This is a genomic window from Castellaniella sp. FW104-7C03, assembly GCF_040276085.1.
GTDB lineage: Bacteria > Pseudomonadota > Gammaproteobacteria > Burkholderiales > Burkholderiaceae_B > Castellaniella.
The window spans coordinates 219,543-233,533 of the sequence record NZ_JBELOK010000004.1 but is presented as its reverse complement, the minus strand read 5'-3'; the positions used below and the strand labels follow the sequence as shown (position 1 = coordinate 233,533).

The window sequence follows — 13,991 nt, the reverse complement described above, 5'->3', positions numbered from 1 at the left end:
GGCCTCCTAGCCGCGCGGCTGGAACGGGATGGGGTCGATTGCCGGGGTTTCCTGACGGATCAGCGAGGACAGCAGGTGGCTGCTGCCACAGGCCAGCGTGAATCCCAGTGCGCCATGGCCGATATTTAGCCACAAGTTACCGGCAGCCCGGCTTTGGCCAATCCAGGGCCGGCCATGTGGTGTTGCCGGCCGATATCCCGCCCAGGCCTGGGCGGCAGACAGATCAACATCCGGCAACAGGCTTTGGGCCTGGCGCCGGACCAGGGCAATGCGATCGGCTTCAATGCCCTGGTTGGCTGCACCGATCCCGACCATGGCTGCAATACGCAGGGTGTCGCCCAGCTTGGCGTACACGGTCTTGCGTTCGTAGTCGGTAACACTAATGGCCGGCACGTGTGCTTGCGCGCAGGGAACACTGAGGCTGTAGCCCTTTAGTGGATACAGCGGTACGTGTATTCCCAACTGTGCCATCAATGGCTGGCTGCCCATGCCGGCAGCCATGACAAAGTGGTCAGCCTCAATCAGGTCTCCCTGGCTGGTGCGCAAGGCCTGGATGCGGTTGCCGGTGCGTTGCAAGGCCTGGATGGTGGTGCCCATGCGGATATTGACGTTGCTCATGGCAGCCAGCTCTTTAAAGAGGGCGCTGGTGAGGCGGGCACAATCGCCGGATTCTTCGCTGGGGGTGTACACCGCGCCGGCCAGATGCGCTTGCGCGGGGGCCAGCGCGGGTTCCAGCTGGATCAGTTCTTGTGTGTTGAGGATGCGTTGGTCAGATCCCAGATCGGCTTGCAACTTGACTTGATTGCGGGCTTTTTCCAGCAGGGAAGACGTGCGGTAGACAATCAGTTTGCCGTTTTTTGCGTGGCCGAAATCAAGCGCATGAGTGCTCTGGATGTCGTGCAGCACCTGGCGGCTTAAATAAGACAAGGACAGCAGCTGCGCAGTGGTGGCCGCAGCGGCCCGGTGTGTGCAGGCTTGCAGAAATTGCAGGCACCAGCGCCACTGGTGAGGGTCGGCGCGCAGGCGAAACCGCAGGGGTGACGACGGATTGAGGAGCCATGTCGGCAAGTGGGGCAGTACGTCTGGCTCGGCCAAAGGGGCAACATAGCTGTAACTGAGCTGTCCGCCATTGGCGTGGCTGGCACCACTGGCCGGTTCGGTGGTGGCATCCACCAGCGTGACCTGCCAACCCTGTTGCGCCAATTGCCAGGCGGAGGTGACGCCTATAACCCCTGCGCCCAAAACACATGCATGCATAATGACTGTCTACGATTAGAAGAACAGCAAGGATTGTGGGCGCCCGGGGACACAATGACAAATACCAATGAGGAGCTCACCCATAACTTATTGTCATGGAATCAGCAGCTCTGCCATTTGGATGATTGGACTGCTTATCTGGGGGTGTCCGGGCTGGATTCCTGCAATGCCGTGCACACGTGGCGCGCGGCATCGATGACATCACGATGCAGCAGGCTGAGCGGGTCACTGCTGTGCACCAGGATATTGACGGGTACCGCAATGGCAGGATCCAGGCGGCTGAGCGTCATGCCCGGGCGCAACATGGCACGCCCTGTCAGCAAATCGACGATGGCATCTCCACAACCGGCATCGACCAGGCTGCAGGCCACATAATGGGTTTGCACCATGATGCGGGTATCCAGTGTGATGCCTGCCGCACGCAAGGCGTGATCCATCAGCGTGCCTACTTGGTCGCGGGTGTCCAGTGCAATCACTGGTCGTGCCGTCAGTTGCTGCAGCTTGACGGGGTTTGGCGCGGGTTTGCGACTGAGGTAAGCGAGTTCGGTGGTGCCCACGGGGATGCGTTGCAGGCCCGGGTGGTCGTGGTCGTCGAAGGTTATTGCGATATCCAGGGCCTGGGTAAGCAGGCCTTCGACCAGATCAGGGCTGTGCATGGTGCTGATTTTGAATGCCGCCTGCGTATTGCCATGAAAGCGCTGAATGATTCTGGGCAGCAGGCCCAGGCCGATGGCCGGGGCGCAACCGATGCGCAGATAGCCCTGACGGCCCTGGCGCAGGTTGGCTGCCAGTTTGCGCACATGGGCAAGGTCTTCGCTGAGCTGGCCGATCTGCGGGCTGAGGATGTCTGCTTCGCGCGTGGGCACCAAACGGCCCTTGACGCGATCGAAGAGCTTAAAACCCAGTTGGGATTCTGCGTGAGCAAGGATCTTGCTGGCCGCTGGCTGGGAAATATTAAGCAAGGCGGCGGCCTGGGTAAGCGACCCTGCCTGGCAGATTGCCTCGAAAATTTCGATGTGCCGTAATCGCATGCGGAATGATCCTGAACGCTCTGGTGCAGTATAGAACATAGCCTTCTGTTATGGCTGCCTGCGAAATCGCTATTTGTTGATCCGTCAGAGGGTAATGATAATAGGGGCCGCATCTAGACCTCATTGCCCACACTCATGGTCTGCACCGATGTCCAATCAAATAGTCTTGTGGCATGCTGTGGGTAGTGACAAAGTGTGTACACTTGCGATCACCTGTCTTACCCTTTTACAGGTGCCCGTTTAGTGAAGAACCACTGAACATCACAAAAAAGCTAACCAGGAGGAACCATGAAACTATTGCCCCTCATTTTGGCAGCTACCGTTTCGGTAGTTGGCATGACGGCGGCCCAGGCCGAGAACAGCCGGATCGACAAAATCAAGTCTACCGGCGAGCTCACTCTGGGTTATCGCGAATCATCCATTCCGTTCTCCTACCTCGACGACAACCAAAAACCTGTCGGGTATTCCATGGACATCTGCAATGGCGTTGCTGATGCCCTCAAAAAAGATCTCAATCTGCCCAACCTTAAAATCAAGTTGGTATCCGTCACGTCCTCCACGCGGATCCCGCTGGTTGCCAATGGCACAGTCGATATCACTTGCGGCTCGGCCACCAACAATGCCCAGCGCCAGCAGCAGGTTTCGTTTGCGCCCACCACTTTTGTCACGGCTACCCGCTTTGCAGCGCTCAAGTCGTCCAATCTCAACGATCTGGCCGATTTCAAAGGCAAGACTGTCGTGTCCACCTCGGGTACCAGCAACCTCAAGTGGCTGACCCAAACCAATGCTGATCAAAAGCTCGGCATGCGCATTATCCCCGCCAAAGATCACTCCGAAGCCTTCCTCACGGTGGCTAACGGTCGTGCCACGGCATTCTTCATGGATGACATCCTGCTGGCAGGTCTGGTTGCCAGTTCGCAAAACGCCAGCGACTGGATGATCAGCGAAAAAGCCTACACCATAGAGCCCTATGGCCTGATCGAGCCCAAGGGTGATCCTCAGTTCAAGACGGCAGTCGACAACGCAGTCAAGGGCATGATGAAAGACGGCAAGCTGGCTGAACTCTACAAAAAATGGTTCATGTCCCCCATCCCGCCCAAGAACATCAACCTCAACTGGCCGATGACTCCCGAACTCAAGAAAGTCATCGAGAACCCCACTGACTCGCCCAATCCTGACGACTACAAGATGTAATTCGTAGTCCTTAGGAATACACTGCGACAGTGGCGGCACCCTCCAGGAGTCTCCCTGGGGGGTGCCGTTTGTTTCACGGGCATCGTCCGCCGCTGGCCGGCTGATAACGCCCAGAGGATAACCACATGAACTATCACTGGAACTGGCTGATTTTCTGGGCAGATGCTCCGGATGGCACTGGTACCTACCTGCATACCCTGATTCGTGGCGCCTACTGGACACTTGGTGTGTCGGTGATTGCCTGGGCCATTGCCTTGCTGGCAGGTGTCACAATCGGCGTGCTGCGTACCACCCGCATCGCATGGCTCGAGCGCCTGTGCGCCGGCTATGTCGAACTCTTTCGCAATGTGCCACTGCTGGTACAGATGTTTTTATGGTATTTCGTCTTCCCCGAAGTCGTGCCCAAAGCATTGGGCGATGCCATCAAGCAGGCCGACCCCACCTTAAGTACATTCTGGACAGCCACGATATGCCTGGGGCTGTTTACCTCGTCACGGATTGCCGAGCAGGTGCGCGCGGGCATCACTGCGTTGCCTCGCGGGCAGGATATGGCGGCCACGGCACTGGGCTTAAACCGCAAACAGGTTTATCGCTACGTTTTACTGCCCATGACTGTGCGCATCATCATGCCACCGCTTACCTCCGAGGCACTTAACCTGATCAAGAACTCGTCGCTTGCATTTACCATTGGCCTGCTCGAAATCACCGGGGCGGCACGTTCGATGCAAGAGTTTTCTTTCCAGATTTTCGAAAGCTTCACCGCGGCCACTATCCTGTACCTGATCATCAATCTGATTGTTGTGGTGCTGATGCGTGTTCTCGAAAAATCGCTCAGCGTACCCGGTTTCATCGGGTCCAAGCGCTAAGGAGGCACCATGTTTGGTTTTGATTTTGATGTCATCTGGCGCACGCTGCCGTATGTATTGGGCACAGGCCTTGTCTTTACCGTCAAGCTGACGGTGCTGGCGACCGTAGGGGCAATCATCCTGGGCACAATGATGGCCATGATGCGTTTGTCGTCCAACCGCATTGTCTCGGGTGTTGCCGGCTTTTATGTCAACCTGATGCGGGCACTGCCGCTGATCCTGATCATTTTCTGGTTTTATTTTCTGGTTCCCTACGTTATTGGCTGGGTCACGCAAGCAGGACGGCCCATTGCCGTGGGCGGGTTTACTTCGGCGCTGATCACCTTTGTCTTGTTTGAGGCCGCGTATTTTTGCGAGATCATGCGTGCCGGCATTCAATCCATCCCCTTTGGTCAGGTGGGTGCGGGCTATGCCCTGGGCCTTAATTACTGGCAGGTGATGGGGCAGGTGGTGCTGCCGCAGGCGTTTCGTAACATGACGCCGGTGTTGCTGACACAAATGATTGTGCTGTTTCAGGACACGTCCCTGGTGTACGTGCTGTCGCTTACCGATTTCCTCGGAGCCGCCAATAACATCGCGCAGCGCGATGGTCGCATGGTCGAGATGTTCGTCTTTGCCGCCGTCGTGTACTTCATTATTTCCTATGTTGCGTCTCGGTCGGTGAAGCGGCTCGAGCGCCGTATCGCCATTGTGCGTTAAGGGCAGGAGTCTTCTTAATGATCGAATTCAAAAACGTCAGCAAGTGGTATGGATCCTTTCAGGTGCTCACCGACTGCACCACCACCGTGTCTCATGGCGAAGTCGTGGTTATCTGCGGGCCTTCCGGTTCGGGTAAGTCCACCCTGATCAAAACCGCCAATGCACTCGAGCCCTTTCAAAAGGGTGAGATCTTCATCGATGGAGTGTCTGTGGGTGCTGCTGGCACCAACCTGCCCAAGTTGCGTTCAAGCATCGGGATGGTGTTTCAGCACTTCGAGCTCTTTCCTCATCTGTCGGTGATGCGCAACCTTACGTTGGCGCAAATGAAAGTATTGGGTCGCTCCGAAGCCGACGCCAAAGTGCGTGGGCGTGCCTTGCTCGAGCGGGTGGGCCTCATCGACCAGATCGACAAATATCCCGGGCAGCTCTCTGGCGGCCAGCAGCAACGGGTGGCCATTGCCCGGGCACTGGCCATGGATCCCAAGGCGATGCTGTTTGACGAGCCCACCTCGGCACTCGACCCCGAAATGGTCAACGAGGTACTGGATGTGATGGTGGACTTGGCTAAAGAAGGCATGACCATGATGGTGGTAACCCACGAGATGGGTTTTGCCCGCAGCGTGGCCGATCGCGTGATCTTCATGGATCAGGGTGCCATCATCGAAGACTGCACCAAAGAAGAGTTCTTTGGCGACCCCGATGCCCGCTCGGATCGGGCCAAGCAGTTCCTGTCCAAGATTTTGCACCACTGATGTTTTCCGGCTGGCCATGGTGGCCAGCCTTTTTTCAGCTTGAAAGGTATCCGTCATGATTCCCGGCGTTGACAATGACAGCATTGTCTATCTCAATGGCGATTACGTCCGTCTGGGCGATGCCAAAATTTCGGTATTAGACCGCGGTTTTATTTTTGGGGATGGCATCTACGAAGTCGTCCCGTGCTATGGCGGCAAGCCATTTCTGATGGACAACCACCTGGCCCGTTTGCAGCGCAGCCTCAAGGCTATCCGTATCGACGCCGGCCGCAGTACCCAGGATTGGCAAGACCTTGTCTTGCAGATGCTCTCGCGGTCTGGCGCCACCGGTGATTGCACGGTGTATTTGCAGGTGACGCGTGGCGTCGCCAAACGCGAGCATGGGTTTCCCCCATCGGCACAGGCCACCGTGTTTTGCATGGTGTCGCCGCTTAAACGCCCCAGCCAGCAGGTACGCCAGCAGGGCATGACGGCTGTCAGCATGCCTGACGAGCGCTGGCTGCATTGCGAAATCAAATCTGTATCCTTGCTGGGTAATGTGCTGGCCAAGCAATATGCAACGGATGCCGGGGTCGACGAAGTCCTGCAGTTTCGTGGCCAGCATCTGTCCGAAGGCTCTTCGTGCAATATCTGGGTGGTCAAGGATGGCACGCTCAGTGCCCCGGTACGCGACCATCTCATTCTCGAGGGCATCCGCTATGGCTTCCTCGAGAAACTGGCTGCGCAGGCCGGAATCCCATTCCAGTCCCGCCCCATTACTCAAGAAGAAGTTGCTCACGCCGACGAGATCATGCTGTCGTCGGCCACCAAAGAGGTTTTGCCCATTACCCAGCTGGATGGCAAGGCGGTCGGAAACGGTATCCCTGGGCCGGTGTATCAGCGCCTGCGGGCAGCTTACGACGCAGCCATCGAGGCCCTGTAAGCCTCTTTGCTATGTGGTGGGCGACCACCACATAAACTGGTTTTTGCCGGCCTTTTTTGCGGCATACATGGCGGCGTCGGCGTGGCCCATCAGCATGTCCAGTGTGTTGCCGTGCTGGGGGTATTCTACGGCGCCGATACTGACCGATAGCTGCACCTTGGTCTTGGTGCCTTTGATCGTAAAGGGCTCTGACAGCGCCGTCAGGATATTGCGGATGATGCGCTCGGTATCTGCCCGTGCGTGCAAGTCGTCCAGCAAGATGGCAAATTCGTCACCCCCAAAGCGGGCCACCGTATCCTGAGAGCTGGCCCGAACCTTTTGCAACAGGCGCTGGGCAGCCTGTTGTAATAGTTCGTCGCCTGCCGCGTGGCCGTATTCATCGTTTACCGATTTGAAACTGTCCAGGTCCAGGTACAGAATCGCTATCAGGTGCCGGTGTCGCTGGGCAGTGGCCAGTGCCCGCTGGCATCGCTCCTGAAACAGCACTCGGTTGGGCAAGCCTGTCAGTGCATCGTGACGTGTCGCGTGCGTCAGGCGGGCTTCACTGGCCAGCAGGGCCAGCGTACTGGCCCTTTGTCGGGCCAGAATAATCGTCAGCAGGCCGGCCACGGCCAGCAAGGCCAGGGTTGTCAGCCCCGCAGCGATCCAGTATCTGTTGTGCCGCTTGGATGCCCCCGCCACCGCTTGATCCAGAGGGGTGCCCAGTACCACCGTCAAGGGGTATTGATCGAGGGTGCGGTAGCTGATGATGCGTGGGATGCGATCCGGGAGATCTGTGACAAACTGGCCTACCGGATGGGTCTTGGCGCGTACAAACCAGGGTTGTGCCCGTGCGTCGTGATCGAAGCCCATGGTGCCACCAATCTGGCTGCCACGTGTATAGCCATCGGCACCCAGCACCTGAACCAGTGTGTCTGTCTGGCTGGCCTTGGCGGTGTGCTGGTAGAAATGAGTGAGATAGGCGGGGTCGATGGCAATCACCACCACTCCGCCAAAGCCGCCCCCGTCCAGCGTGATACGCAGGGACATCGGGATGCGCCATTGATGCGAAACACGGCCAAAAACGGCCCGGCTGACATACAGCTTGTCTTCTGTGGCGTGTTGCTGGGCCGTAAAGAAATTGCGATCCGAGTAATTGACCCCTGGGGGAGTGTCTTCGGTGCTGACGATGATGCGGCCCTGTGCATCGACCACGCTGAGGATGGTGAACATGCGCTCGCGGATGGTGTGATCCTTGATCCAGCCGCGGATGTCAGGGGCCTTGCCGTGCAGGAGATAACCCTCGCGTGCAAACGCCGCCACCTGTTCAGCAGCTTTTAGGGTGCGGATCAGGTCTTGTTCAAAGGCAATTGCCAGGTTGGCATCTGCCTGCATGGCGGATTCGATGGCCTGTTCCCGCTCTGTGTCCACCACATGCGCAACCGCCAGCCAACGCGTTGCGATAGACGCCAGGCAAAGCAGGGCGATCACCAGGCAGGTAGGTACAGAGAAAGCGTAACGCTTTTCGCGGGCCATAAAAAAGAGGTGGGGGGGATGACATGGCAACTGTAACCGTTTGCCCAGGGGGCGTCGAAGGCTAATTTCCCCTTGTCGTGAAAGGACCACAAGCCATCAAACATGACCTCCGAGGATAGCATCATCCGCTGTGATATTCTTTTTAGCTCCTCTCACCTTGTATGGCATGTCATGTCCGTTGATTATCTAAAGCGCATCCTGACGTCAAAAGTGTATGACGTTGCTCATGAAACTCCTCTGGACACGGCCCCCCGAATTAGCAAGCGCATTGGCAACACCGTGTTGCTCAAGCGCGAAGACACCCAGCCGGTGTTCAGTTTCAAGCTGCGTGGCGCCTACAACAAAATGGCGCATCTCACCCCCGAAGAACTCAAGCGTGGGGTGATTGCCGCATCGGCTGGCAACCATGCTCAAGGGGTTGCGCTGTCGGCCAACCGCCTCAAATGCCGCGCAGTGATCGTGATGCCTGTCACCACCCCGATGGTCAAGATTGATGCCGTCCGGGCGTTGGGTGGTGAAGTCGTGCTGTTTGGCGACAGCTTTACCGATGCGGCCGAGCACGCGGTAGAACTCCAGGCCCGTGAAGGCCTGACCTTCGTTCATCCCTTTGACGACCCCGATGTGATTGCCGGCCAGGGTACGATTGGCATGGAAATCCTGCGTCAGCATCCAGGTCCCATTGATGCTGTCTTTGTGGCTATTGGCGGAGGTGGCCTGATCTCCGGCGTGGCTGCGTATATCAAGCAGTTGCGTCCCGATATCCAGATCATCGGTGTGCAAACCCAAGATTCGGATGCCATGATGCGCAGCGTGCGGGCTGGCCGGCGTGTCAAGCTTGCGGATGTCGGGTTGTTTTCGGATGGCACGGCCGTGAAACAGGTAGGGCAGGAAACCTTCCGGCTGGCGCGCGAGTATGTGGATGATTTTGTGGCGGTGGATACCGACGCCATCTGTGCCGGCATCAAGGATGTCTTTCAGGATACCCGCAGTGTGCTTGAGCCTGCCGGCGCACTGGCACTGGCAGGTCTCAAGCGCTATGCCGCGCAGCAAAAATGGAAAGGCAAGACATTGGTGGCCATTACCTGTGGTGCCAACATGAACTTCGACCGCTTGCGCTTTGTGGCCGAGCGCGCCGATGTGGGCGAAGCCCGCGAAGCCCTGTTTGCCATTACGCTGCCTGAGAAGCGCGGTAGTTTTTTGCGCTTGTGCGAGGCTGTTGGTCAACGGGCAGTGACCGAATTCAATTACCGTATTTCTGATTCCCAGGAGGCTCACGTGTACGTGGGCCTGCAGATCCGCTCTGAACCCGAGATCGACAAGCTGGCGGCGCATTTTCGCAAGCGGGATTTTCCCACCCTGGATCTCACCGGCAACGAGATGGCCAAAACCCACCTGCGCTATATGGTGGGGGGGCACTCGGGATTAGCCGAACACGAGGTGCTGTACCGTTTCGAGTTTCCCGAGCGCCCCGGTGCCCTGATGAAATTTTTGGGTGCCATGAATCCCAACTGGAACATCAGCCTGTTTCATTACCGCAGCCAGGGCGACGACTACGGCCGCATCCTGGTGGGGATCCAGGTGCCCCCCGAAGACAAAAAGGCGTTTAAAGAGTTTCTGTCGACGCTGGGGTATCCCTACTGGAACGAGACTGATAATCCGGCGTATCGCCTGTTTCTATAACCCGTTCGGCCGGGAACCGGATCGTAAAGACACTGCCCTTGCCGGGTGTGCTGTCGATATCCAGCGTGGCCTGGTGGCGTAGCGCCACATGCTTGGTGATGGCCAGGCCCAGGCCTGTGCCTCCAGTGGCGCGTGAGCGTCCACGGTCTACCCGGAAAAATCGCTCGGTCAGGCGCGGGATATGGGTGGCCTCTACGCCGATCCCGGTGTCTTGCACCTGAAAGCTGGCACTTCCGTCGTCATTACGCTGCCAGGCCACTGTAATCGTGCCCTCTGGTGGGGTGTACCGCACCGCATTGCTGATCAGATTGCTGATGGCCGAAGAAAGCTCGGCTTCGTGCCCCATGATGTGCAGGGTTTTACAGAGTTGGGTTTTAAACCGATGCTGGCCTGCAGAAAGTGCCTGCCCCTGTGTCAGGGCCGCCTGGATCAGGGCTGGAATATCCACGGCTTCACCAACCTGGTTGGGTTTGGTTTCAAGCGAGGACAGTGTCAGCAGGTCGGACACCAGTGCCTGCATATTGCCGGCCTGCTGGGCCATCAGTTGCAGATAATGACTGCGCTGCTCTGCGCTGATGGCTTCTTCGGGCAGGTCTTGCAAGGTTTCGATGAACCCCGACAGCACCGTCAGGGGGGTGCGCATTTCGTGCGAAACATTAGCCACAAAATCCTTGCGTGTGTTTTCCAGCCGTTCAATCTGGGTGATATCGCGCGTGACCATCAAAAACTGACCCACACCATAAGGCGCCAGATGCAGCATCAGGGTGCGCGGCTGGCGGCTGCCCCCCCAGTGCAGGATCAGTGGTTTGTCCCAGCTTTCCTGGCCTGCGTATGTACCAAATTCGGGTGTGCGGATGATGTTGAAGATGCTGTGGCCACGGTCTTGCTGGAGATTCAGGCCCAAATGTTCGGCTGCGGTTTGATTGCACCATAGCAGGGTTTTGTCGGGGGCCAGCATCAGGGCGCCATCGGGCAGTGCTTCGGCCGCCAGCAGTGCACGCTGGAAATTGCGGCTGCGCTCTTGCAGATCCATGCGGTTTTGCTTCAGCTTGCGATACACCGGTGCCAGCACTTCGTCCCAGGGCCCGATGGAAGCCGGGGGGGGATCGTCGATGCGGAGCACCCAGCGGGAAATCCGCGAGAGCTGTACCCCGCTGACCAGCACCATCATCAGCAGGCCCAGTGCAAACACTGCCCAACCTGTTGCTGCTCCCAGCCACGCACCCAGCAGCCAGCCACCCAGGGCCCAGAGCGTGACGGTAACAAGCGTTTTGGTCATGAGGAGTGTGTCGTGCTGAAGCGGTAGCCTGTCCCGCGGATGGTCTGGATCATGTGCTCCTGACCCACTGCCGACAGGGCCTTGCGCAGCCGGCGGACATGGACATCGACGGTGCGCTCTTCCAGGAAGACGTGGTCTCCCCAGATCTGGTCAAGCAACTGGGTTCGAGTGTACACGCGTTGCCCGTGGGTCGCTAAAAAGTGCAGGAGGCGAAACTCGCTGGGCCCCATGGACACCGGCTGCTTTTCCAGATGTACGGTGCGGGTGCTGGGGTCGAGTGTCAGTGGGCCGGCCTGTACGGGATCCGGTGCCAGCTGTGGGGCACGGCGCCGCAGCAGCGACTTGATCCGGGCCAGGAGTTCGCGCGGAGAAAAGGGTTTGGTCAGGTAGTCATCCGCACCGGCTTCCAGGCCATCCACCTTGTCTTGTTCAGTGTCTCGCGCCGTGAGCATGATCAGGGGCACGTCGCGGGTTCGGGTGTCCCGGCGCAAAGCGTGGGCCAACTGGATGCCCGGTTGGTCTGGAAGCATCCAGTCGAGCAGGATCAGGTCGGGCAGCTGTTGCTTGATCTGCTGTTGCGCCTCGTGGCAGCTGTACGCTGCATGCACCTGATAGCCTGCATATTGCAGATTGACGGACAGGAGCTCCTGGATGGCGGGTTCGTCTTCAATAATCAGGATTGTCGTGGGCATCAAAAATTGGTAGGCGTTATGGTTCAGGCCATCATCATACGGTGTCATTATTTCATTTTCATGACGCTCTGCCATCAAGTCGGGATGACGAACCGCCTACTGAATGCGGTACGATACGCAAATCATGAGTGATATACCCCAAGAGTCCAGCCAAGGGCAGCAAACCCACTTTGGTTTCCAGACCGTCCGTGAAGCCGATAAGGCACATCGTGTCGCCGAGGTTTTCCATTCGGTGGCCAGCCGCTACGACATCATGAACGATCTGATGTCTGGCGGGCTGCACCGCGTCTGGAAATCCTTTACCGTTGGCCGCGCCCAGGTGCGTCCGGGCATGCGGGTGCTGGATATCGCCGGAGGCACCGGAGATCTCGCACGCGCGTTTGCGCGCCGCGCGGGGCCGCAAGGCGAGGTCTGGCTTACCGATATCAACGACTCCATGCTTCGCGTGGGCCGCGATCGTTTGCTGGATCGCGGTGTGGTCACGCCGGTGGCGGTTTGCGACGCCGAGTGCCTGCCGTTTCCCGACCAATATTTTGATCGGGTATCGGTTGCTTTTGGCTTGCGCAACATGACTCACAAAGAGCAGGCGCTTGCCGAAATGCACCGGGTTCTCAAGCCGGGGGGCAAGCTGCTGGTGCTCGAGTTCTCCCGCGTCACGCCTGCGCTGGCACCCGTCTACGACTGGTACTCCTTTAATGTGCTGCCCAAAATCGGGCAGGTGGTGGCTTCCGACGAAGCCAGCTACCGCTATCTGGCAGAATCCATTCGCATGCACCCCGATCAGGAAACCCTGGCGGGCATGATGCGTACTGTGGGCTTCGAGCGCGTGCAGTATTTCAACATGACAGCTGGCGTGGTGGCCTTGCACGAGGGCGTGCGCCTCAGCTAAGCCGCTACCTTGCTGGTTTCTCAGTCTGCCGGGCCGCCTTGCGTGGCCCTTTTCTTGCAAAACTATGGTAATTTATGGCATTCAGGTTGTTGTCAGCTTGTGGCTGATGGCACCCGAAACCTATTTTTCCCCGGAGATCTCATGACCTTCCAATTACCTCGCTGGCTGATGGCAGCCCTGATGCTGTCCGTCGCACTTATGATGCTTGCTGTTACGTCCGACGCCCAGGCGCGCCGGATGGGCGGTGGCCTCAGCTTTGGTCGTCAGTCCACCAATGTCATCAAACAGCGCCAGGCCGTCACACCGCCTGCAGCCACCACTACTCAGCGCGCCGCCACCACGTCGGCTGCTGGCGCCACCGCAGCCAAATCGGGCATGTCCCGCTGGTTGGGGCCTCTGGCCGGTATTGCTGCCGGCCTGGGCATTGCAGCGCTGCTGTCCAGCCTTGGGCTATCGGGGGCTTTGCTTGAGTTCCTCTCCAGTGCCTTGCTGATTGGTCTGGTGATCTTTGCCGTGATGTTCCTGGTGCGCCGCTTGCGGGGTGCTCAAAGCCCATTGGCTTCGGCGGGGGCGGCACAGGGCGGTAACAGCTATCGCCAGTCCGCCTCCCAGGGCTCGCAGGGCCCCGCTTGGGGGTCAACGCCAGGCTCGTCAGCGCCTGCCGCTTCGGCGTCCGCGGCGCCGGTCATTCAGGCTGTCCCGTCTGTCGACGCACCTGACCCCTCCTGGTTTGTTCCGGCCGATTTCGACATCCCCGCCTTTTTGACACAGGCCAAGCAGCAATTTACCCGGGTGCAGGCACTTTGGGATGCCGGAGATCGCGAGGCGCTGAAGGCATTGCTCACCGACGATCTCCTGGCAGAGATCACGCCGCGCCTGCCGCAGCCCAACGAAAACAATCACACCGAGATCGTTTTGCTTAACGCCGAGCTCCTGGGTATCGAAACCGTGGCCGGCGGACACCTGGCCAGCGTGCGGTATTCGGGCATGCTGCGCGAGGCCGAGGGTGCCGAGGCCTTCCGCATGGAAGAAGTCTGGAACCTCTACAAGGCCGATGGCGAGGGCTGGCTGCTGGCAGGTATCCAACAGCTGAATCCTCAGGGTAATTAAAGGTGGTTTGGCAGGGCAGCGCTGCTTGCCCTGCCGATAAGCCCCAGGCAAAACCGGTAAACTGAGGTTCCTGCGCACCCGCGTAGCGTGTGTTTTTCGGTTGCC

13 protein-coding genes are annotated in these 13,991 nt (G+C 58.5%); 8 read left to right on the top strand and 5 right to left on the bottom strand.

Annotation, left to right across the window (positions count from 1 at the left end):
- Positions 1–6 precede the first annotated feature (6 nt).
- A complete protein-coding gene (locus ABS758_RS06615) occupies positions 7–1,257 on the bottom strand; it encodes a D-amino acid dehydrogenase (RefSeq protein WP_350381835.1) in 1,251 nt (416 codons plus the stop codon).
- A gap of 134 nt (positions 1,258–1,391) precedes the next feature.
- Positions 1,392–2,288 (bottom strand): LysR family transcriptional regulator, encoded by an 897-nt coding sequence (locus ABS758_RS06610; RefSeq protein WP_350381836.1) that lies wholly within the window; start codon positions 2,286–2,288, stop codon positions 1,392–1,394.
- Between the two features lie 288 nt (positions 2,289–2,576).
- On the opposite strand from ABS758_RS06610, the gene ABS758_RS06605 reads away from it, so the two are divergent.
- The 5 genes from ABS758_RS06605 to ABS758_RS06585 all read left to right on the top strand — a co-directional run bounded on the left by ABS758_RS06605 (position 2,577) and on the right by ABS758_RS06585 (position 6,721).
- Positions 2,577–3,482 (top strand): amino acid ABC transporter substrate-binding protein, encoded by a 906-nt coding sequence (locus tag ABS758_RS06605; RefSeq protein ID WP_350381837.1) that lies wholly within the window; start codon positions 2,577–2,579, stop codon positions 3,480–3,482.
- A 125-nt stretch (positions 3,483–3,607) separates the two neighbouring features.
- On the top strand, positions 3,608–4,348 hold the full coding sequence (locus ABS758_RS06600) for an amino acid ABC transporter permease (protein ID WP_350381838.1): 741 nt from the start codon (positions 3,608–3,610) through the stop codon (positions 4,346–4,348).
- A 9-nt stretch (positions 4,349–4,357) separates the two neighbouring features.
- Positions 4,358–5,047, top strand: a complete 690-nt coding sequence (locus ABS758_RS06595) for an amino acid ABC transporter permease (protein WP_350381839.1) — start codon at positions 4,358–4,360, stop codon at positions 5,045–5,047.
- A gap of 17 nt (positions 5,048–5,064) precedes the next feature.
- Positions 5,065–5,799 carry an amino acid ABC transporter ATP-binding protein gene (locus ABS758_RS06590; RefSeq protein ID WP_350381840.1) on the top strand — a complete coding sequence of 245 codons (735 nt, stop codon included), beginning with the start codon at positions 5,065–5,067 and terminating at the stop codon, positions 5,797–5,799.
- A 55-nt stretch (positions 5,800–5,854) separates the two neighbouring features.
- Positions 5,855–6,721 carry a D-amino acid aminotransferase gene (locus ABS758_RS06585; RefSeq protein WP_350381841.1) on the top strand — a complete coding sequence of 289 codons (867 nt, stop codon included), beginning with the start codon at positions 5,855–5,857 and terminating at the stop codon, positions 6,719–6,721.
- Positions 6,722–6,730: 9 nt separating this feature from the next.
- Here ABS758_RS06585 and ABS758_RS06580 read toward each other — a convergent pair whose 3' ends face one another.
- On the bottom strand, positions 6,731–8,236 hold the full coding sequence (locus ABS758_RS06580; protein WP_350381842.1) for a diguanylate cyclase domain-containing protein: 1,506 nt from the start codon (positions 8,234–8,236) through the stop codon (positions 6,731–6,733).
- 171 nt (positions 8,237–8,407) lie between these two features.
- Here ABS758_RS06580 and ilvA point away from each other — a divergent pair, with 171 nt between their 5' ends.
- Positions 8,408–9,916, top strand: a complete 1,509-nt coding sequence (ilvA, locus tag ABS758_RS06575) for a threonine ammonia-lyase, biosynthetic (protein ID WP_350381843.1) — start codon at positions 8,408–8,410, stop codon at positions 9,914–9,916.
- Here the strand turns inward: ilvA and phoR are convergent.
- Positions 9,840–11,195, bottom strand: a complete 1,356-nt coding sequence (gene phoR, locus ABS758_RS06570) for a phosphate regulon sensor histidine kinase PhoR (RefSeq protein ID WP_350381844.1) — start codon at positions 11,193–11,195, stop codon at positions 9,840–9,842. The two genes, ilvA and phoR, sit on opposite strands and share 77 nt — an antisense overlap.
- Positions 11,192–11,887, bottom strand: coding sequence for a phosphate regulon transcriptional regulator PhoB (gene phoB / locus ABS758_RS06565; protein ID WP_350382025.1), 696 nt, complete (start codon positions 11,885–11,887; stop codon positions 11,192–11,194). The genes phoR and phoB overlap by 4 nt, the downstream gene beginning before the upstream one ends.
- A 124-nt stretch (positions 11,888–12,011) precedes the next feature.
- On the opposite strand from phoB, the gene ubiE reads away from it, so the two are divergent.
- Both ubiE and ABS758_RS06555 read left to right on the top strand, forming a co-directional pair.
- The gene (gene ubiE / locus ABS758_RS06560; RefSeq protein WP_350381845.1) at positions 12,012–12,776 is read left to right on the top strand and encodes a bifunctional demethylmenaquinone methyltransferase/2-methoxy-6-polyprenyl-1,4-benzoquinol methylase UbiE; all 765 of its coding nucleotides are present in this window, start codon (positions 12,012–12,014) and stop codon (positions 12,774–12,776) included.
- Between the two features lie 141 nt (positions 12,777–12,917).
- Positions 12,918–13,886, top strand: coding sequence for a Tim44 domain-containing protein (locus tag ABS758_RS06555; protein ID WP_350381846.1), 969 nt, complete (start codon positions 12,918–12,920; stop codon positions 13,884–13,886).
- Positions 13,887–13,991: the final 105 nt, after the last annotated feature.